Genomic DNA, 18,611 nt, shown 5'->3' with positions numbered 1-18,611 from the left:
GCACGGCCTGGCGGCTACCTCAGCCCTCTCCCTGTCGCCAGGACCTCCTCCGCCCTCGCCACCAGCCCGTCCGCCCCGCACGAGCGCGCCAGCGTCAGACCCTTGCCGAGCTCCGAGACCGAGCGCGCCGCGATGCCGTACTCGACGCGGGCCGCCGCGTGTTCGTACTGGCAGGGCGAGGCCTCCAGGTAGGTGACGGCCTGGGCGGCCAGGCGTACCGCACGCTGACCTGATTCGAGGGCCGCCGCGCAGCGCAGTGCCTCACCGATCGCGGTGTCCGTGCCGAAGCGCTCGGCCTGGCGGCGGGCGTCAGTGGCCAGTGCGGCGGCGCGGGCCGGGTCGTCCGAGGCGAGCGCGCGGGCGAGGTCGAGCGCCCAGGGCGCCATCACCGTGTTGTGGTGGCCGCGCGCCGCGGCGGCCTTCTCGGCGGCCTCGAGTTCGTTGATGCCGTCCTTGACGCGGCCGACGGCGAGCAGCAGCCGTCCGCGTACGGAACGGGTGTCGGGCAGCACGATGGTGGACGGGTACGGCGGTGCGAAGCCGTACTGCTCGGCGATCGCCCAGGCCTCCCGGACGTCGCCGCGGGCGAGCAGTGTGTCGACGAGGCCGCAGGTGGCGGACCAGTACAGGGGCAGCCCGCGCCCGACCCGCTCGGCGATGCGCAGCGACTCGCGCAGGGTGGTCTCGGCGTCCCTGAGCCGGCCCCGCCTGCGGTGGGCGAGACCGAGGAAGGCGTGCGCCAGGGCGAGGTGGCCGCCGCTCCATCCGGCGCTCGTGTAGGAGCGCAGCGCCTCGGAGAAGAGGCTCTCGGCCCGGTCGAGCCGGTCCGCGTAGGCGTACGAACTGCCCAGCATCATGAGGAGTTCGATGCCCCACTCGGTGTCGGTCCAGCCGAGTCCGGGCGCGAGGCGGCCGTTGACGAGGGCGCGGTCGCAGAGTTCCACGACCTCCTCCGCGCTCTCGCCGCGGGTCATCGCGTCGAAGCCGCGCAGTATCAGCAGGGCTCGCTCGGAGTTGTCGCGTCCGGTGCAGGTCTTGACGAGTTCGGCGAGGCTTCGGGAGCGTCCCGGAAGGTGGTCCTCACCCGCGTGGATGCCCTCCCACATGTAGTGGACGGCCTGAAGCCGCATCCGGGCGGGGCCCGCGTCGAGCCGGGCGGCCTCCGCGTCGACCGTGCGGACGGCTTCGTCCAGCTGGTCGTTGTGGACCAGGGCCTGGGAGAGGCGGAAGACGGCGTCCACCCGCAGATCGCCCTCGAGGCCGGACTGGTCGAGCGCGGTGCGCAGATGGCTGATCGTGGTGGCGGGAGCGGTCAGGAGGGTGGCGCAGCCCAGTTCGTAGAGCACGCGCGCATGAACCTCCGGAAGCGGGGGTTCCGCCAGGGCGCGCTCCAGGCAGCGCCTGGCCGCTTCGGGCGCGCCGACCGCGAGGTGTTCGCGGGCGGCCTCGCGCATCTGCTCGACGAGTTCGGGGTCGTCGTCCGGGTGCACTTCGAGGAGGTGGCGGGAGGCGGCAGCGGCTCCGCGGCCCGATTCGGTGACCGCCCAGGCGGCCTGACCGTGCATCGCGGTGCGCAGCGCGTCGGGGATCGAGCGGTAGACGGCGCTGGCGATGAGAGGGTGTACGAACTCCAGCTCACCGCCGGTCAGTTCACGGCTCGCGGGTTCGGTCGGGGTGAGGATGCGGGCCGCGCCGAGCAGTTCGGCGCAGCGCACGGCCTCGTCGCGCTGCATCCCGGCGAGCTGGGCGGCGAGGTCGAGGGAGATCCCGGTGCCGAGGATCGCGGCCGCCCAGGCGAAGCGGGTGGCGTCGATGCCGAGTCCTTCGAGGCGGGCGACGAGTCCGCGACCGCGTGCCGAGCGGTTCAGGGCGCGCAGTTCGGCGGCCGAGGCCTCGACCGGTTCCAGCTCGCTGTCCTGCACCTTGGCGAGCAGTTCGACGGTCTCGTACGGGTTGCCGCCGGTGACCGCCCACACCTCGCGGCAGAACGGGGCGTCCGCGTGCTCCCCGAGCGTGGCGCGGGTCAGTCCGGCGGTGGCGTCGGGAGTCAGCGCGCTGAGCGTGCGGACCGGTCGGGCCGCGGCGGCGACGGCCTCCAGCTGGCGGGCCCGCTCACCGCTGACGTCACCGGGCCTGCGGGCGACCACGACGAGGACGGGCAGGTCGTCGAGGCGCTCGGCGAACGCGACCAGCCACTGCAGGGTCTCCTGGTCGGCCCAGTGCGCGTCGTCGAGGATCAGGACGAGGGGCCACTCGCGCTTGGCCAGCCGCCGCGCCGCCGCGACCAGTCCGTCGCACACGCCCTGCGGATCGGCCTGGCGGTCGCCCGGTTCGGCGATGCCGAGCGCGGGTCCGGCGATGTCGTACCAGTCGCCCAGGTATTCGCGGGCCTCTTCGGGCATCAGCGAGACGATGGCGGGCTGGAGGAGTTGCCGTATGACGTTGAAGGGAACGGAGGTGACGGTCTCGCCGCCGCGGGCCGACCACACCGTGCAGCCGTGGGCCTCCGCGATCCGGCGCGCCTCGGCGAGCAGCGCGGTCTTGCCGATGCCCGCCTCGCCGCTGAACACCAGCAGACTGCCGGAGGACGAGGCGTCCGCGCGAAGGGCCTTGACGGCCTCCACCACGTCGGCGATCTCCGCCTCGCGCTCCCACAGGGGTGACGAGGCGGCCGGTCCCGGCCGTGCCTCCGTCATGCCGCTACCTCCCCAGGTCGCCCGTACGACGTACAGATGTCGAGCCTAGCCGTCCGGAAGCCGATGTGGCGGCCCGTCGGCGCACCAGTTGCCGGGACGGGTGACGGGAGGTGTCCGCAGGCGACGCGACGGCGCGCCGACCAGCCGTGGTGAAAGTTGTCGACAGTCAAAAGACCTGAAAATGGCGCTAATTTTCCAAGGAACAGCGAGGAGGAGGGACCCATGAGCGGCGCCCGCGTGCACGACTCCGTCCCGCACACCGCCCGTCCCCCGCGCCCACGCCGCGGGGCCCTGCTGGCGGGCTCGGTCGGCAACTTCGTCGAGTGGTACGAGTTCGGGGTCTACGGCTACTTCGCGACCGTCATCGCGGCCCGGTTCTTCACCCCGGTGGGCGGCAGCGAGACCGAGGGGCTGGTGAGGACGTACGCGTCCTTCGCGCTGTCGTTCTTCTTCCGGCCGGTGGGCGCGGCGCTGTTCGGACGGCTCGGCGACCGGATCGGGCGCCGCCCGGTACTGATCCTGATGATCGCACTGATGACGGGCGCCACGACGCTCATCGGCGTGCTGCCGACCCACGCCACGGTCGGTGCCCTCGCGCCATGGCTGCTGACCTTCCTCCGGGTGGTCCAAGGGCTGTCCGCGGGCGGGGAGTTCGGGGGCGCGGTCTCGGTCATGACGGAGTTCGCGCCGCCGCGCAGGCGGGGGCTGTACGGGTCGTGGCAGTCGTTCACGGTGGCTCTGGGGCTGCTCGGTGGTGCGGGTGTGGCGGCGCTGCTGGCGACGGTGCTGACCGAGGGGCAGTTGAGCGACTGGGGCTGGCGGGTGCCGTTCCTGCTGACGCTTCCGCTGGGGCTGGTCGCGCTGGGGCTGCGGCTACGGCTGGAGGAGACGCCGGCCTTCCGGCACGGGGGAAGCCGGGAGCGTCCGCCCGGGCGCGAGGTCGCGCGGGCCGTCGTCCTCGGAGCGGGGCGCGTGATGGGCTGGTCGGCGGCCGGATACACCTTCCTGGTCGTGCTCCCCTCGTACCTCCAGAACACCCTCCACACCGGCTTCCGGCAGGCGCTGCTCGCCACGGTCCTCGCCAACCTGGGCTTCGCGGCCACGATCGTCCCGGCGGGTCTGCTCAGCGACCGGATCGGGCGGCGACCCGTGCTGCTCACCGGCGCCGGCCTGGTCGTGGTCCTGTCCGTCCCGCTGCTCAACCTCCTTCAGGACACGGAGACTTCGCACGCCGTGAAGGGTCTCGCCCTGTGCGGGGCGGGTGCCGTCGTCGGGTTGATGGCCGGGCCGGGGCCCGCCATGCTCTCCGAGATGTTCCCCACGAACGTCCGCCACACCGGCCTGGGACTCGCCTACGCCCTGTCCAATGCCGTGTTCTCGGGCTGCGCGGGCCTCATCATCACCGAGACGATGAAGCGGACCGGAAGCGTGGACATCCCCGCGTACTACGCGGCGGCGACGTGCGCCGTCAGTGCGCTCGCCCTGGCCACGCTCCCCGACAACCGAGGGAGTTGAGCACGTGCGGGTGATCGGCCTGATGTCCGGGACGTCGTACGACGCGATCGACGCGGCGGCGGCCGAACTGACCCTCGAAGGTGAGGACCTCACTCTGCGGCCGCTCGGGATGGTCGGTGAGGCGTACGACGGCGCACTGCGCGAGGCGCTCGCGGCGGCGCTGCCCCCGGCGGCGACCACGCTGGCCGAGGTGTGCCGCCTGGACACCCTGATCGGGCAGGCGTTCGCCGCGGCGGCGGTCCGGGCCGACCGTGAACTGTGCGGCGGTGCATCCGAGTTGGTCGCCTCGCACGGGCAGACCGTCTACCACTGGGTCGAGGACGGGCGGGCGCATGGGACGCTCCAGCTCGGTCAGCCGGCCTGGATCGCCGAGGCGACCGGACTGCCGGTGGTCGCCGACTTCCGCCCCCGGGACATCGCCGCCGGCGGTCAGGGAGCGCCCCTGGTGAGCCTGGTCGACCTGCTGTGGCTGCGCGGCAGGGCGGGGACTCCGGTGGCGCTGAACCTCGGCGGCATCGCCAACCTCACCGCGCCGGACGGCACCGCCTTCGACTCCGGGCCCGGGTGCGCCCTCGTCGACGTGGCCGTGCGGGGGTTGACCGGGGGACGGCTGAACTACGACATGGACGGCGCCCTCGCCGCCCGCGGCACCGTGCACGAACCGTTGCTGGACCGGCTGCTCACGGAGCCGTACTACGCGCTGCCCGCGCCGAAGACCACCGGCAAGGAGCTCTTCCACCTCGGCCATCTGCGCGACGCGCTGACCGGTTTCGGCACGCTCACCGCCGAGGACGTCATCGCGACCCTCACCCGGCTCACCGCCCGTACGGTCGCCGACGCGGTGCGCTCGGTGGGTGCCACGGAGGTCATCGCGTCCGGCGGCGGCACCCGCAATCCGGCGCTGATGGCGATGCTGGACGCGGAGTTGCCGGGAGTGCCCGTGCGCACGTCCGACGCCCTGGGCCTGCCGGCGGCAGCCAAGGAGGCGTACGCCTTCGCCGTGCTGGGCTTCCTGACCCTGCACGGGCTCTCGGGCACCGATCCGGTGAGCACCGGGGCCCGGCATCCGAGTGTGCTCGGCTCGATCACGCCGGGGCGCGGCGGGCTGCGGTTGCCGCCGAGGGCGGGAGCGGCGCCGGTGCGACTGGTCCTGGCATGACACCCGCTGGTTCTGGCATGACACCCGCTGGTTCTGGCATGACACCCGCCGGCGGTGGTGTGACACCCGGCGGCCGTGACGAGGCACCCGGCGGCGCTTCCGAGGCGTTCTTGAAACGAATCTTCCGGATCCCTCTCATCCGCCTTTCACCCACGGCTCATACGGTGGGTCCATGACGCAGGTGACTCCTCCCGGTTGGTATCCCGACCCGGGGCAGACAAGTGACAGTCCCGCCACCGAACGCTGGTGGGACGGCAAGACATGGACGGACCAGACCCGCCCCGTCGGGTCCGCCGCCGCATGGGGTCCCCCGACGCACCCGCCGGCGGCCGGACCGTATCCGGCGCTCGCTCCGGGCGCCCCGCGGCGCGGACTGCGTACCGGCATAGCCGTCGCCGCCGCCATCGCGGTCCTCGCGGGCATCGGAGGCGGGGTGTACGCCCTGACCAAGAGCGACGGCAACGGCGGGAACAGTGCCGGTTCCCAGGGCCCCGGCGGACAGAACGGCGGCCAGGGCGGGTTCGGCGGCCAGGGCGGCGGCAACGGGGGCCTCGAGGGCGGACCGGGCGGCGGCTCCGGGGGCTCGGGCGGCTCCGGGGGCCAGACCCCGGCACCGGGCCAGTCCGGGCAGCCGCAGCTCGAGGACGGCTACGCCACCGATCTGATCAGCGGCATCAGCATCCCCGTGCCCGACGACTGGACCGGCGGGAGCACCACGAAGGGTGCCGTGCTGTCGACCAAGGACACCTACAAGTGCCCCGGCGACACCTCGCAGGAGTGCCAGCGGGGCGGTGCCTACTCGGCAACCGCCGCGACGCAGGGCCTGAAGTCCACCACGGCGGAGGCGGCGGCCAAGGAGGACATCTCCAAGAACGCCACCGAGTCGTACGGCAAGGGCTACGGCACGATCACCTCGCACACGGAGCTCGCCTCCAAGGCGGTCACCGTGGCCGGCGAGAAGGGCTACCTCGTCCGCTGGAAGGTCGTCACCAGCAAGGGTGACGACGGTTACGTCGAGTCGCTCGTCTTCCCGTCCCCCGTCGGCTCCAAGTCACTGATCGTCGTCCGCTTCGGCATCGACGTCAGCTCCCAGGCGCCCAAGGAGTCCGTGATCGACACGATCACCAAGGGCATCAAGGTGGCGTCGGGAGTGAGCGGCAACGGGCAGAACGTCTAGCCCGTAGCTCCGTCCCCCGGACATGGATCGGCCGGGTGGGGTGCCCCTCCGCTCAAGAGGAACCCCACCCGGCCGGGGTGCGCGCCGCCCCCGTCCCCACGGTGCGGCGCGTGCAGGCCGACGTCCGGTCATCCCGCGGACGGCGACCTGAGTCTCAGGTCAGGCCGAGGGCCGGAATCACGACGGCCTCGACGAATTGTGTGAGATACGCCGCATCGGCGTTCCGCCCTTCCAGCACGGGACGAACCCGCACCACACCGAAGAGCTGCGCCGGGATGAACTCCAGCGCCGGGTGGTCCGCGGCGACCTCGCCCCGGGCGACCCCGCGGGCGAGGATCTCCTTGACCGCGCCGACCTCGGGCTCGACGAGCGCGTCGCGCAACGCCTCCTGCAGTTCCTTGTCCTGGAACACGGCGTGGCCCAGCGCCTGGTGCAGCTGGCTGTCGCGGCCCGACCAGTTCCCCGCGGCCTGCGCCATCGCGCGCAGGTCCCCGGCGAGCGTGCCGGTGTCGATGCCGGAGAAGCGCGGACAGCTGTTGGCGCGCAGGGCGGCGGCCACGAACTGCGGCTTCGTCTTCCACTGGCGATAGAGCGTGGACTTGCTGCACCGGGTGCTCGCGGCCACGCCCTCCATGGTGAGCGAGTCATAGCCGCACTCGCGGATCTGCTCGAGCACGGCGTCGTAGAACTCCTGCTCACGCTCGGGCGTGATCTTGGAGCGGCGCGAGGCGACGACCGTCTCCGGTCCGTCCGCGGCCTGCGACGTCATGGCTCATCTCCTCGCTCGTGTGGGTGGCTCGCCCGGTGTTCTGCTTCACACAGTCTATATCGATACGCCACTGTACCGGTACGTGCCCGTATCGGTACAGTGGCGTATCGGTACACCTTCGTATCGGTACACTTCCGTATCGATGAGCCTTGGACAGGACCCACTTCGCTGTCGAGTGAATCTCGAGTGATCGAGTGGATTCTGTCCTGGGCTCACCGCGCACCACCCCAAGCAACACCGTCAGCAAAGGGGCCGGGGGATGGAATCCCGAACCGAGCCTGCGGAAGCAGAACCAGAGCCGGCCGCGGCGATACGGCGGCCGTCGCCGCGGAGCACCGCGGCACGGCCGCCTCTCGGGCGTGAGCTCCTGCTCGTCGTAGGGCTCTTCGTCGTCTACAAGGTCGGCAGGCAGCTGGCCGACGGCCACACCGCCGAGGCCTTCCGCAACGCGAACCGCGTGTGGGACTGGGAGCGGACGCTCCACCTGCCGGGCGAAGGCTCCGTACAGGGCGCGCTGCTGCACAGCGACATCGTGGTGCACCTCGCGAACACCTACTACGCGACCGTGCACTTCCCGGCCACCGTGGCCTTCCTGGTCTGGATGTACCTGCGGCGGCCGGTCCACTACGTGTGGTCCCGCCGGGTCCTGGCCGCGGTCACCGCCGCCGCCCTGGCGCTGCACCTCACCTTCCCGCTCGCCCCGCCCCGGCTGCTGGCCGCCGCGGGCCTGGTGGACACCGGACAGGTGTACGGACCCACCGTCTACGGGGCGCATCCAGCGACCGACGAGATGGCGAACCAGTTCGCGGCGATGCCCTCGCTGCACTTCGGCTGGGCCCTGATGGTGGCGATCGGCCTGATCGCCGCGACCCGCTCCCGCCTGCGCTGGCTGTGGCTGCTGCATCCGCTGCTCACCCTGCTGGTGATCGTCGGTACGGCGAACCACTACTGGCTCGACGCGGTCGTGGCGACCGCCCTGCTCGGCATCGCGCTGGCCGTGATCCGTCTGCCGCGCGGGGCCGGGGCGACCGAGGCGCACGGCCTTGTCGCCGACGAGGCATCTGACGAAGCCGACGGAGCAGCCGGGAATTCCGGCGGGGCCGGCGGTGCTGGCGAAAAGGAATCCGTACCGGAGCTCGTGGGGGCAAGACGATGAACGCCACACTCGCCGCCGTGGTCCTCTCGCTCTTCTCGGCCGTGGCGTACGCCGCCGCGGCCGTGGCCCAGGAGCGGCTGGCCTCCCGGACGACCGACTCGGGCATGCTGCGGCTGCTGGGCAGCGGGGCCTGGTGGTGGACCGTCGTACTGAACGCCTCCGCCGCGCTGCTGCACGTCGCCGCGCTGAAGTACGGCACGCTCACGCTGGTACAGCCGCTCGGCGCGCTCACGCTGGTGGCCGCGGTGCCGCTCGGCGCACGGGTCGCCGGACGGCGGGTCAGCCCGGTCGAGTGGCGCGGTACCGCGCTCACCCTGATCGGACTGTCCGCGCTGCTGGTCACGGCGTCCGGGCCCGCGCCCGACGACGTTCTGAGCGTGCCGCAGGCGCTGGGCGTGGCCGCCACGACGGCCGCCCTGATCGGCATCCTGTCGCGGCCCGGCACTCGACCGGGGCTGCGGCACGCGACCGCCTCCGGGTTCGCCTCGGGTGTCGCCTCCGCTCTCACGCAGACGGTGACCGTGGCCGTGACGGACCGCTCCGGCCCGCTGCTCAGCGCCCAGGTGATCGTGGTGGCCCTGCTCGTCGCCGCCTTCGCCGCGGGCGGACTGCTCCTGTCGCAGACCGCCTACCGGGGTGGCCTCGGCGCCCCGCTCGCCGTCGTGACGCTCGCCAACCCGGTCGCCGCCGCGGCGATAGGCCTCTTCCTGCTCGGCGAGCAGTTGCAGGGCGGCCCGGCCGGGGTGCTGCTGGCGGCCATGGGCGCGGGCGTGGCGGCGTGGGGTGTGGTGACGCTGTCCCGCTCGGTACCGGAGCCGGCGCTGCCCGAACCTCTGGTGGACGCCGAAGACGAGCACCCCGTCGCCGCGGTGCTGGCACTGGAGCCCGGATCGGCGGCGTACGAACCCTCGTTGCTGCCGAAGCAGCCCGGCTCGGGTCAGCTGACGCCCCTCTAGGGGCTCCCGCAGGGCTCTTGGAAGGCTCCAGGAGCACGCACAACAAAGATTTCCAGCAGCACGCACAACAAGAAGGGTGGCCGCGGAGAGTTCCGCGGCCACCCTTCTTGTTGCGCGCCGGTTCAGCCCAGCCCGCGGGCGTCCTGCTTGAGCGCCGTGTCGACGGTGAGCGCCGTCGCGACGACGAGGCTCAGCAGAGGCTCGGGAAGCTGGTAGTGGATCTGGAGGACGTAGTTGTCCGCCGTGGTGAACATCGTCTTGGCGAGGCCTTCCCAGGTCTTGGTGATCCGGGCGACCTCGTTGTCCGTGTGGTCGACGATGGCGAAGTTCCAGGCGCGCCAGTTCTCCGCCTTGATCGCGCCGACCTGCTGGCCGTTGACGTTGATCGCGAAGTTGATCTTCCCGATCATGTTCTGCTGCACGATCTCGCCGACGGGCTGTCCGTCCGGACGCTCCACGACCACCCGCGACTTGATGAACTTCGCGGGACGCGTGAGCCGCAGCACCGGCTGCCCGTAGGCGTCGCGGATCTCCAACTTGTGCGTCATGTACTGGTCGAGGCTGGAGACGAAGCGGAGCGCCTTCTTCAGACCGCTCTGACCGACCTCGACGACCGCGCCGAGCTGGTTGCCCTGCTGGTCCATGACCTTGTACTCGTTGGTCAGCTCGATCAGCTTGGCCTTCTGGTTCACCACCAGGACCGGCTCGGTGAACAGGGTGCCACCGCCGGCACCACCACCCGCGACACCCGCCTGCCGCTGCACCTGCTGCTGCACGCGAGGGTCGGCACCGGCCGCCGGCTGTCCGTACGGCTGCTGGGCCTGCTGCGGAACCGTCTGCCCCGCCGGGGCCGCCTGGTCCGCATTGGTGTGCTCGGTCCACTGCGAGCCGTCCCAGTAACGCAACGTCTGGGGCGCCCCGTGCGGATCCGGGTACCAACCTGCAGGAGTGTTCGAATGCGTGGTCACCGGGGCACACTACCGTGAGTTGGCCGGAAATTGACCAGAGCCGAGATATCCATCAGAAGGTGACGATCGCCGGGTCGCTCACACCCGCGTGACCGTTCTCGACATGTCCGGCGAACCGCCGCAGGAACCCCGCGTCCGCCGTGGACACGACGGTCAGGTCGTACCAGCGTCGGCTCGCCCGCAGGTCCACCGTGTGCCGCACGGTCGCGCCCGCCCGCACCTTGAACGAACTCGGCCGCCCTCCGTAGCCGTTGGTGAGCTTGAGCTCGACCGTGCCGGACCCCTTGTTGGTGAAGGTCAGCTCCACGTTCGCGCCGACGTGGCGCGCGGTGACCTCGGGTCCCGCGGTCCTGCCGGGGCCCTTGAAGACGCGCAGGAAGCCGTTGGGACCGTGCACCGTCAGGTCGTACGAGCCGCCGGAGTACGCCGAGTTCCAGGTGTCCGAGACGGTCTTGCCGGCCTCGGTCGTGTACGTCCAGGGGCCGTCGGTGCGGTTGCCCGAGGTGATGAAGAAGGCGGCACCGGCCTTGGCACCCGAACCGAAGGTGAGCGTGAACTTCCCGGCCGCCGCGTCCGCCGAACCGTCCACGAGGGGCGCGTACTTGAGCGGGCGGGCCGGGCGCGAGCCGCGCTCCTGCCGGGGCAGCACGGGGTTCGCGGGCGGGGTCGGCACATAGTCGGGGTGCCGGTCGTGGTCCGGCGGCTGGTAGCCGTCGGTGTCCGGCAGCGCGACCGGCTTGGTGTCCTTGCGCGAGAAGTCGAAGGCGGCGGTGAGGTCACCGCTGATCGCACGCCGCCAGGGCGAGATGTTGGGCTCGTGCACGCCGAAGCGACGCTCCATGAACCGGATGATCGAGGTGTGGTCGAGGGTCTCGGAGCAGACGAAACCGCCCTTGCTCCAGGGTGAGACGACGAGCATCGGCACCCGCTGGCCGAGTCCGTACGGTCCGGCGGCACGGCCGGCGTCACCCTTGTAGAGGTCCGGGCCGACGTCGACCGTGGACTTGCCCTGCGCGTCCGACTGGGGCGGGAACGGCGGCACGAGGTGGTCGAAGAAGCCGTCGTTCTCGTCGTAGGTGATGAACAGGGCCGTCTTCGCCCACACCTCGGGGTTGGAGGTCAGTGCGTCCAGGACCTGGGCGATGTACCAAGCACCGTAGTTCGCGGGCCAGTTGGGGTGCTCGGTGAAGGCCTCGGGCGCGACGACCCACGAGATCTTGGGCAGCTTCTTGCCCTTGACGTCGGCCTTCAGCTGGTCGAAGAAGCCCTCGCCCTTGCGGGCGTCGGTGCCGGTGCGGGCCTTGTCGTAGAGCGGGTCGCCGGGCTTGGCGTTGCGGTACTGGTTGAAGTACAGCAGCGAGTTGTCGCCGTAGTTGCCCCGGTAGGCGTCCGGGATCCAGCCCCAGGAGCCGTTCGCGTCGAGGCCGTCACCGACGTCCTGGTAGATCTTCCAGGAGACCCCGGCGGCCTCCAGCCGCTCCGGGTACGTCGTCCAGTCGTAGCCCGCCTCGTCGTTGCCGAGGACCGGGCCGCCGCCCTTGCCGTCGTTGCCCGTGTAACCCGTCCACATGTAGTAGCGGTTCGGGTCGGTGGAACCGATGAACGAGCAGTGGTACGCGTCGCAGATCGTGAACGCGTCGGCGAGCGCGTAGTGGAACGGTATGTCCTCGCGCGTCAGGTACGCCATCGTCGTCGACGACTTGGCGGGCACCCACTTGTCGTACTTGCCCGCGTTGAACGCGGTGTGGCCGTCGCTCCAGCCGTGCGGGAGGTCCTGGATGAACTGCAGGCCCAGGTTGTCGGCGGCGGGCCGGAAGGGCAGCACCTCCTTGGTGCCGTCCGACTGGTGCCAGACCGACTTGCCGCTGGGCAGCGTGGACGGGCGGGGGTCCCCGAAACCGCGGACGCCTCTGAGCGAGCCGAAGTAGTGGTCGAAGGACCGGTTCTCCTGCATCAGCACGACGATGTGCTCGACGTCGTCGATCGTGCCGGACCCGTGGTGCGCGGGCAGGGCGGCGGCGCGCTCGATGCTGTTCGACAGCGCGGTGAACGCCGCGGTGCCACCGGCGAGTTGGAGGAAGCGGCGTCGGTTCGCTTGAGGCATGACTGGGTGACCTCTTGTCCTGACGTGGTGCTGTGGATGGGACCTGCGCGGGGGGAGTGTTCCAAGAGGAACGAACGTCGGGGAAGACCCCGTGACGCTGGTGTGACGCACAGGGGTCTGCGATGCGAACACCAGCGCGCGTGCCGTCCGCGCCGATGCGCGGTCTCAGGCGCCCTTGCGGAGCAGCGCGGCCCGGGTCACCGATTCAGGCGCCCCTGCGGTCCACGACGGCACCGAGTCACGGATTCACGCACCCTTGCGGAGCAGAGCGGTGATCTCCAGGCCGGTTTCCCGGTCCAGCCTGCCCGGGCAGTCCACGCCCAGCGCGAGGGCCAGGTCGCGGCCGTGGAGGTCCACCGCGGACTCGACCAGCTCGGCGAAGGCGTCCATCGCCGACCGGCCCCGGCGCGCTCCGAGCATCGCCAGGCCCAGCGCGATCACGGCGGACGGCCACCACCAGACGGCGACCAGCAGGTACGGCAGGCTCCACGCGGTGAGGCGGACCGCGGCGTCGTAGGCCTCCCGCGCGGTGCGCAGTTCGGTGCGGGTGTCGGCGGACAGGACGAGCCAGAGCCGGGACCAGGCCGAGTCGAGGTCGAGCCGGTAGGCCTGGTGGACGCGCAGGTCGAGGGCGCGGACGCGATCGCCGGTCCAGCAGGGGTGGGCGGGCTCGACCAGGGAGATCCGGTTGCGTACCGCGGCGAGTCGGGCGAGTTCGCGGACCGTGCCGGGGTCGAGGGGCGGCCCCTGCTCCACGGCTCGCGCGTCCACCCGCGCGTAGGCGTCCTCGGCCGCCCGCCACCCCACTCGCCGACGCTCCGTCATCCGCCCGCCGAGCGGCCGTACCGGTGGGGGCCAGTCCCCCGTCCAGAGCCGCTCCACCGCCCCGCCGAGCGCCTGGGCGAGGAGGCCGAGTCCGGCCGAGGCGATCACCGTCGCGGAGGCCGCCAGCACCACACCGCCGGTCGACCGGCTCGCCGGATGCCCGGCCAGCTCGTCGAGGGCGCGGGTGACCCGGCCGACGTCGTACCAGTGCGCCTGGCCCAGCAGCCGCCCCGCCCCGGCGACCGCGAGGAACAGCAGCCCCGAGGGGACGAGGTGGGTGAGCCAGCGCGCGGCCAGGTTCTTGCCCAACTCCGCGAGCACGGCGTTCATGACAGCCTGCGGCGGCGCATCGGCTCGCCGTACAGACGGCAGGTCTCCGGCACCGGTTGGTTCCGGGCCGGGGTCCGGCGGTCGCAGCGGTCCCCCGGGCAGACGTACGCCTCCACCACCGGGTGCCCTTCCACGGCCGCCGGGAGCCCGCCGATGCCCGCGCCCCGGGTGAACGCGCGCAACCCGGCCGCCACCCCGCAGCGGCGCAGGAGTCGGTGGAGCGCGGCCTGCGGGCCGGCCGGGTCGCCGCTCCCCCGCAGCGCCTCGAGGATCTCCTCCAACTCCGGCCGGCGCTCGGCCGGTACCACGCCGCTGATCTCGTCCAGCCGGGCGCAGATGTCCGACCGCACCGCCCTCGACCCGCCGTCCCCGTCGCCGTCGCCGTCGCCGGTGCGGATATCCGCCATCCTTGCAACCTCCTTACATGACAATCGAGTTGAGAGGATACTGGGCGATCACCGACGGTCACGGGGGGTGATGCCGATGTTCTGGCGTCGACGCACGCGGGCACGGAGAGCGGAGCAGGACGGATCGGACGGATCGCGGTTCACGTTCCGGGCGATGCCGTCGGAGGCCGAGCTGCGCCGGGCGGCCGAGACGGGCACTCCGCAGGCGCTGAACCGGTACGGCGTCAAGCTGCGGCTCGACGGGCGCCTCGAGGAGGCCGTCGAAGTACTCACGGAGGCGGCGGAACAGGGCAGTCAGGACGCCACCGCCAATCTCGCCCTGACCCTGCTCTCGCTGGGGCGCGACGACGAGGCCGCCGCGTGGTTCGACCGGAACGGGCCCATGGGCGCGCTGATGGCCCGACGCATCCGCGAGAAGCGCGACGAGCGTGACGCTCCGGGAACTCCTGGGCAGCACGGTTCCTGATGTCCGCCCCGTACGGCCTGTTCGGCACACCCGGGTACGAGCAGTTGCTCGCGGTGCTCGGCGCCGCCGAGGAGTCGCACACCCGGTACGAGCGCGCCGGCCGGCTCCCTGACCTGGAACGGGCCCTGGTCCTCTTCGACGCCGTGCTCGACAGGACGCAGAACATCGATCTCCGCGGCGCCGCCATGAACGGGGTCGGCACGGTCCTGTGGTCCCGCTACGAACGGTTCGGCGAACCGGCCGACCTGGACGGGGCCATCACCCTGTTCCGCGAGGCCCTGGCCCCGTACGGGACGGAGGTCACCGTCGTCACGCCCTCCTATTGGACGAACCTCTCCGGTGCGCTGCGGCTGCGGTGGCTGCGTACGCACGACGCCCGGGATCTGACCGCCTCCGTCGACGCGATCCGCACAGCCCTCGACTCGACGCCGCCCGGGGGCGCGCGACGCTCCAACCGTCTGGACAGCCTGGGCGACGCGCTGCTGAGCCTCCACCACCTGCACGGCGACTCCGCCGCGCTCGCGGAGGCCGTCGGAACCTTCCGGGCGGCCGTGGCCTGCGCCGAGCCGGGCACGGAGGAGCAGACCTGGGCCCGCTCCAACCTCGCCGAGGCGCTGCGTCTGCATCACCACCAGTCCCCCGACGGCGCCCCGGAGGCGCTCGACGAGGCGGCTGTGCTGGCGCGGGAGGTCCTCACCGCAGTCCCACGGCGCCATCGGCTGTATCCGCGGTTCCTGTCGAGCCTCGCCTCGATCCTGGCCGAGCGCCATCAGGTCCGGGCGGACCCGGCCGACCTGCGCGAGGCCGCCCGGGCCGCCCGCCGGGCGGTCGCCGCGACCCCGGCGGGGCATCCCAACCTGGTGCAGCGCCACGCGGTGCTGGCGAGCGTACGGCGTCTGGAACTGATCGGCGTGGCACATGTCGCCGCGCCCGCACCCGGGGTTCTCGACGGTGGCGGCGGACGGCGTTCGACGCGCCGCGAACGGCGGGCCGTGCGCGCATGGGTCCGGGCGACCGCCGAGGCGTACGCCACCACTCCCGAAGGGCACGCGCTGCGCGGGCTCGCCCTGCTGAACCACGGTTCCGCCCTGGGCACGCGGGCGGTGACCGAGGGCGATCCGCACGCCCTCGCGGCGGCGATCGACCTGTACCGGAAGGCCGCGTCCGACCCGACCATGGACGTCAGCGTCCGGGTGGGCTGCGCGCACCTGTGGGCGCTGAGCCTCGTAGGCGGCGGCGAGAGCCGCTCGCCCGACGACCACGCGGCGGCCATGGAGCCGTTCCGGCTCGCGGTCGAACTGCTGCCTCGTACGGCGTCGTACCGCATCGGACGTATGGACCGCGCACGCCGGTTGGGCAAGTTCGCGGGTCTCGCGCAGGACGCGGCGGCCTGCGCGCTGGAGCTGGCCGACCCCGAACTCGCGCTGCGGCTCCTGGAGCAGGGCCGTGGCGTGCTGCTCGCCCAAACCCTCGACGCCCGCACGGACACCACGGACCTGCTGAGCCGTCTACCGGACGAACTCGGCGCCGAATACGCCCGGTTGATCCCCCAGCTGGACCGCCCCGAAGCCGCCGCCTTCATCGCGTCCGGACCGGCCGGGACCGGCGCCGGCCACTCGGGCCCCGGCACCCCGCTCGCGGGCGAGGACCGGCACGCCCTGGCCGAACGGTGGGACCGGCTCGTGGCGGCGATCCGACGCGAGCCGGGCTTCGGGGACTTCCTGCGGCTCCCCCGCACCGCCGAGATGCTCGCCGGACTCGGTGACGAGGGCCCGGTGGTGATGGTCAACATCAGCCCGCTGCGCTGCGACGCGCTCGTCCTGCGCGAGGGACGCGTGCGGTGCGTGCCGCTGACGGGGCTCAGCCACGCGGAGGTGGTCCGACGGGCCGACGCCTTCCTCGTCGCCGTCCGTACGGCGGGCGACGCCGGCCGGCCGTTGTCCCACCAGCGCGACGCCCAGTCCGACATCCGGGGGACGCTCGCCTGGCTGTGGACGGCGGTGGCCGAACCGGTCCTGGACGCGCTCGGTTTCCGCGCCGCCGGCCGGCCCGGCGCGGAGTCCCCGGGACGGATGTGGTGGATCCCCACCGGCCCCCTGACCGCCCTGCCCCTGCACGCGGCCGGGCTCCACGAGAACGACCGGGACAACCTGCTCGACCGTGCCGTCAGCTCGTACGCCCCGACCGTCAACAGCCTCGTTCACGCCCGGCGCCGCCAGACCGCACGACCGGACCGGCGGCCGACCGTCCCCACGGCCCCGCTGGTGGTCGCCGTGCCGGCGCCGCCGGGCGCGGGGCTCGTGCCGCTGGAGGGCGCGCGGGCGGAGGCCGCCCTGCTGGCCGCGCGACCGGGCGCCCGTCTGCTCCTGGACGAGCAGGCGGTACGCCGGACCGTGCTCGACGCGCTCCCCCACCACCCCTGGGTGCACTTCGCCTGCCACGCCGTCGCCGCCGACGGCGTGGCCGCGACCGGCCAGGTCCTGCTGCACGACCACGACACGGCCCCGCTCACCCTCACCGACATCGCCCGGCTCCGGCTCCCGGCCGCGGAGCTGGCGTACCTCTCGGCGTGCGAGACCACCCGGGGCCGCGGCGAGTACGCCGACGAGGCGCTGCACATCACCGGCGCCTTCCACATGGCCGGCTTCACCCACGTCGTCGGCACCCTCTGGGCCGTCGACGACGACACTTCCCGAGAACTGGCCGACCACTTCTACTCGGCCTTCGCGCCCCGACACCCCTTCCCCGGCCGGACGGCACACGCCCTGCACACCGCGGTACGCGCCCTCCGCGACGCCGACGAGGGCTACCGCCTGAACCCGAGCCTGTGGGCGCCGTACATCCATGTGGGGCCGTAGGCGTAGCGGGCCTGAAGCACGCGGGAGGATTCTCCGTGGCCGAAGGTGTGGCCGGGCTCCCGGAGCGATGTCGTACTCACACGCCCGCCCGGTACTGGAGGTCGGGCACGCGCCGCTCCTCCTGGTACGTGCCGGGGCGCCCGGCGGCCGTCCATGCGGCGTACTCCTGACGCACGTAGGGGCGGCGGCCGGGGTCGAGCGTGATCGCATCGGGGTGGTGCGGGCCGGCCACCAGGCCGGGATGGCGGCGGTCGTACAGCACGAGCTGTTCGGCGGTCTGTGCGGCGGCGCCGTCCGGGCCGGGGCCGGGGCCGTCCAGGGCCATCCGGTCCATGAGAGCAGCCCTGCGCAGCAGCCAGGCGCGTTCGGCGGCCGTCGCGTCGACCGGCGGGCCGGTGACGGTCCGGACTCGGCGGCCGTCGCGTTCGGCTCCGAGGGCGAGCACCTGATGCATCTCGCGGCGCAGGTCGGGGGCGTTCGCGTACGCCACGTGCGCGGGCGGCGCGTCGATGGCCTCGGCCGTATTCGGGATGACCCTCATGCTCACACCTCCGCCGCTACACCGAGGCCGCAGCGTTTGCAGAGCACCGTGTCATGGTCGGGGTCGCCGTGGTCGAGGACCGACAGGTTCGCCGGGGAGGGCACGAGTACCTGCGCCGGGCCCGGACAGCGGTCGATGGGGCACGGCTTGTGGGTCGCGAAGGCCCCGTCGGTAGAGGCATCGGGTGATCCGGGATCGGTCATGCCGAGCACCTCAGACAGGCGCGGACTTCGCGGCCGTTGCCCGTCTGGTGGACCTCGGTGGACTGTGCGAGGTGCTGGACGATGCCGGTGCCGCGGCCGTGTTCGTCCGAGGCGATGTCGGGGCGAAGGTGCTCCACGACCATTCCGGAGTCACTGACCACTATGTGCAAGGTGCCGTGGTCGAGGACGAGCAGCAGGGTCATGCGCTCGCGTCCGTACTGGGCGGCGTTGGCGGCGAGTTCGTCGACGATGAGAACGGCGGAGTCCCGTTCGCTCGCGGGAACACTCCAGGTCTCCAGCAGATCGGCCGCGAAGTGACGAACGGCGGAGACGTGCGCCTCCTGCGCCGGCAGGGTGAGCAGCGCCTGGTGATTGCAGTGCCGGGTGAGCGGCGAGCTCGGACGGGGGGAATCGGTGACAAACATGGTCATCTGGCTCTTCCGTGGATGTGCGGAGACCGGAAAGTGGAGGACCGCCAAGG

At 72.3% G+C, this 18,611-nt stretch carries 16 protein-coding genes; 7 read left to right on the top strand and 9 right to left on the bottom strand.

The window, feature by feature from the left end; all coding sequences use genetic code 11:
- Positions 1–14 precede the first annotated feature (14 nt).
- A complete protein-coding gene (locus AAFF41_RS39935; protein ID WP_343325539.1) occupies positions 15–2,696 on the bottom strand; it encodes an ATP-binding protein in 2,682 nt (893 codons plus the stop codon).
- A 222-nt stretch (positions 2,697–2,918) separates the two neighbouring features.
- Here AAFF41_RS39935 and AAFF41_RS39930 point away from each other — a divergent pair, with 222 nt between their 5' ends.
- The 3 genes from AAFF41_RS39930 (at position 2,919) to AAFF41_RS39920 (ending at position 6,547) form a co-directional block, all read left to right on the top strand.
- Positions 2,919–4,211 (top strand): MFS transporter, encoded by a 1,293-nt coding sequence (locus tag AAFF41_RS39930; RefSeq protein WP_343325538.1) that lies wholly within the window; start codon positions 2,919–2,921, stop codon positions 4,209–4,211.
- Between the two features lie 4 nt (positions 4,212–4,215).
- Positions 4,216–5,370, top strand: coding sequence for an anhydro-N-acetylmuramic acid kinase (locus tag AAFF41_RS39925; RefSeq protein WP_343325537.1), 1,155 nt, complete (start codon positions 4,216–4,218; stop codon positions 5,368–5,370).
- Positions 5,371–5,542: 172 nt separating this feature from the next.
- On the top strand, positions 5,543–6,547 hold the full coding sequence (locus AAFF41_RS39920) for a DUF2510 domain-containing protein (RefSeq protein ID WP_319749260.1): 1,005 nt from the start codon (positions 5,543–5,545) through the stop codon (positions 6,545–6,547).
- 154 nt (positions 6,548–6,701) lie between these two features.
- Here AAFF41_RS39920 and AAFF41_RS39915 read toward each other — a convergent pair whose 3' ends face one another.
- On the bottom strand, positions 6,702–7,316 hold the full coding sequence (locus AAFF41_RS39915; protein WP_319749261.1) for a TetR/AcrR family transcriptional regulator: 615 nt from the start codon (positions 7,314–7,316) through the stop codon (positions 6,702–6,704).
- Between the two features lie 259 nt (positions 7,317–7,575).
- On the opposite strand from AAFF41_RS39915, the gene AAFF41_RS39910 reads away from it, so the two are divergent.
- Complete coding sequence (locus AAFF41_RS39910) at positions 7,576–8,472, top strand: phosphatase PAP2 family protein (RefSeq protein ID WP_343325536.1); 897 nt, start codon at positions 7,576–7,578, stop codon at positions 8,470–8,472.
- Positions 8,469–9,428, top strand: coding sequence for a DMT family transporter (locus AAFF41_RS39905; RefSeq protein ID WP_319749263.1), 960 nt, complete (start codon positions 8,469–8,471; stop codon positions 9,426–9,428). Before AAFF41_RS39910 ends, AAFF41_RS39905 begins: the two co-directional genes overlap by 4 nt.
- 122 nt (positions 9,429–9,550) lie before the next feature.
- Here AAFF41_RS39905 and AAFF41_RS39900 read toward each other — a convergent pair whose 3' ends face one another.
- The 4 genes from AAFF41_RS39900 to AAFF41_RS39885 all read right to left on the bottom strand — a co-directional run bounded on the left by AAFF41_RS39900 (position 9,551) and on the right by AAFF41_RS39885 (position 14,062).
- Positions 9,551–10,396, bottom strand: coding sequence for an LURP-one-related family protein (locus AAFF41_RS39900; RefSeq protein ID WP_319749264.1), 846 nt, complete (start codon positions 10,394–10,396; stop codon positions 9,551–9,553).
- A gap of 52 nt (positions 10,397–10,448) precedes the next feature.
- Positions 10,449–12,500 carry a phosphocholine-specific phospholipase C gene (locus AAFF41_RS39895; protein ID WP_343325535.1) on the bottom strand — a complete coding sequence of 684 codons (2,052 nt, stop codon included), beginning with the start codon at positions 12,498–12,500 and terminating at the stop codon, positions 10,449–10,451.
- 246 nt (positions 12,501–12,746) lie between these two features.
- Positions 12,747–13,655 (bottom strand): hypothetical protein, encoded by a 909-nt coding sequence (locus AAFF41_RS39890; protein WP_343325534.1) that lies wholly within the window; start codon positions 13,653–13,655, stop codon positions 12,747–12,749.
- On the bottom strand, positions 13,652–14,062 hold the full coding sequence (locus AAFF41_RS39885; protein WP_343325533.1) for a hypothetical protein: 411 nt from the start codon (positions 14,060–14,062) through the stop codon (positions 13,652–13,654). Before AAFF41_RS39885 ends, AAFF41_RS39890 begins: the two co-directional genes overlap by 4 nt.
- A 154-nt stretch (positions 14,063–14,216) precedes the next feature.
- On the opposite strand from AAFF41_RS39885, the gene AAFF41_RS39880 reads away from it, so the two are divergent.
- Together AAFF41_RS39880 and AAFF41_RS39875 are read left to right on the top strand one after the other, a co-directional pair.
- Positions 14,217–14,528, top strand: a complete 312-nt coding sequence (locus AAFF41_RS39880; RefSeq protein ID WP_343325532.1) for a hypothetical protein — start codon at positions 14,217–14,219, stop codon at positions 14,526–14,528.
- On the top strand, positions 14,528–17,386 hold the full coding sequence (locus tag AAFF41_RS39875) for a CHAT domain-containing protein (protein ID WP_343325531.1): 2,859 nt from the start codon (positions 14,528–14,530) through the stop codon (positions 17,384–17,386). Before AAFF41_RS39880 ends, AAFF41_RS39875 begins: the two co-directional genes overlap by 1 nt.
- 76 nt (positions 17,387–17,462) lie before the next feature.
- Here AAFF41_RS39875 and AAFF41_RS39870 read toward each other — a convergent pair whose 3' ends face one another.
- From AAFF41_RS39870 to AAFF41_RS39860, 3 genes are read right to left on the bottom strand one after another with little or no spacing between them, the layout of a single operon-like run.
- The gene (locus AAFF41_RS39870; protein ID WP_319749270.1) at positions 17,463–17,927 is read right to left on the bottom strand and encodes a hypothetical protein; all 465 of its coding nucleotides are present in this window, start codon (positions 17,925–17,927) and stop codon (positions 17,463–17,465) included.
- Between the two features lie 2 nt (positions 17,928–17,929).
- Positions 17,930–18,130 (bottom strand): hypothetical protein, encoded by a 201-nt coding sequence (locus AAFF41_RS39865; RefSeq protein ID WP_319749271.1) that lies wholly within the window; start codon positions 18,128–18,130, stop codon positions 17,930–17,932.
- Positions 18,127–18,561 (bottom strand): ATP-binding protein, encoded by a 435-nt coding sequence (locus tag AAFF41_RS39860; RefSeq protein ID WP_343325530.1) that lies wholly within the window; start codon positions 18,559–18,561, stop codon positions 18,127–18,129. The genes AAFF41_RS39865 and AAFF41_RS39860 overlap by 4 nt, the downstream gene beginning before the upstream one ends.
- Between the last annotated feature and the right edge of the window lie 50 nt (positions 18,562–18,611).

This window comes from Streptomyces mirabilis (assembly GCF_039503195.1).
GTDB classification, from domain to species: Bacteria; Actinomycetota; Actinomycetes; order Streptomycetales; family Streptomycetaceae; genus Streptomyces; species Streptomyces mirabilis_D.
Note: the sequence above shows the minus strand (reverse complement) of the source record. Positions and strands in the feature narration are given on the sequence as shown.

Excerpts from the sequence above, each read along its gene's own strand:
- AAFF41_RS39935 (WP_343325539.1), bottom strand. The coding sequence starts at position 2,696 with ATGACGGAGGCACGGCCGGGACCGGCCGCCTCGTCACCCCTGTGGGAG.
- AAFF41_RS39930 (WP_343325538.1), top strand. The coding sequence starts at position 2,919 with ATGAGCGGCGCCCGCGTGCACGACTCCGTCCCGCACACCGCCCGTCCC.
- AAFF41_RS39920 (WP_319749260.1), top strand. The coding sequence starts at position 5,543 with ATGACGCAGGTGACTCCTCCCGGTTGGTATCCCGACCCGGGGCAGACA.
- AAFF41_RS39915 (WP_319749261.1), bottom strand. The coding sequence starts at position 7,316 with ATGACGTCGCAGGCCGCGGACGGACCGGAGACGGTCGTCGCCTCGCGC.
- AAFF41_RS39910 (WP_343325536.1), top strand. The coding sequence starts at position 7,576 with ATGGAATCCCGAACCGAGCCTGCGGAAGCAGAACCAGAGCCGGCCGCG.
- AAFF41_RS39905 (WP_319749263.1), top strand. The coding sequence starts at position 8,469 with ATGAACGCCACACTCGCCGCCGTGGTCCTCTCGCTCTTCTCGGCCGTG.
- AAFF41_RS39895 (WP_343325535.1), bottom strand. The coding sequence starts at position 12,500 with ATGCCTCAAGCGAACCGACGCCGCTTCCTCCAACTCGCCGGTGGCACC.
- AAFF41_RS39890 (WP_343325534.1), bottom strand. The coding sequence starts at position 13,655 with ATGAACGCCGTGCTCGCGGAGTTGGGCAAGAACCTGGCCGCGCGCTGG.
- AAFF41_RS39885 (WP_343325533.1), bottom strand. The coding sequence starts at position 14,062 with ATGGCGGATATCCGCACCGGCGACGGCGACGGCGACGGGGACGGCGGG.
- AAFF41_RS39880 (WP_343325532.1), top strand. The coding sequence starts at position 14,217 with ATGCCGTCGGAGGCCGAGCTGCGCCGGGCGGCCGAGACGGGCACTCCG.
- AAFF41_RS39875 (WP_343325531.1), top strand. The coding sequence starts at position 14,528 with ATGTCCGCCCCGTACGGCCTGTTCGGCACACCCGGGTACGAGCAGTTG.
- AAFF41_RS39870 (WP_319749270.1), bottom strand. The coding sequence starts at position 17,927 with ATGAGGGTCATCCCGAATACGGCCGAGGCCATCGACGCGCCGCCCGCG.
- AAFF41_RS39865 (WP_319749271.1), bottom strand. The coding sequence starts at position 18,130 with ATGACCGATCCCGGATCACCCGATGCCTCTACCGACGGGGCCTTCGCG.
- AAFF41_RS39860 (WP_343325530.1), bottom strand. The coding sequence starts at position 18,561 with ATGACCATGTTTGTCACCGATTCCCCCCGTCCGAGCTCGCCGCTCACC.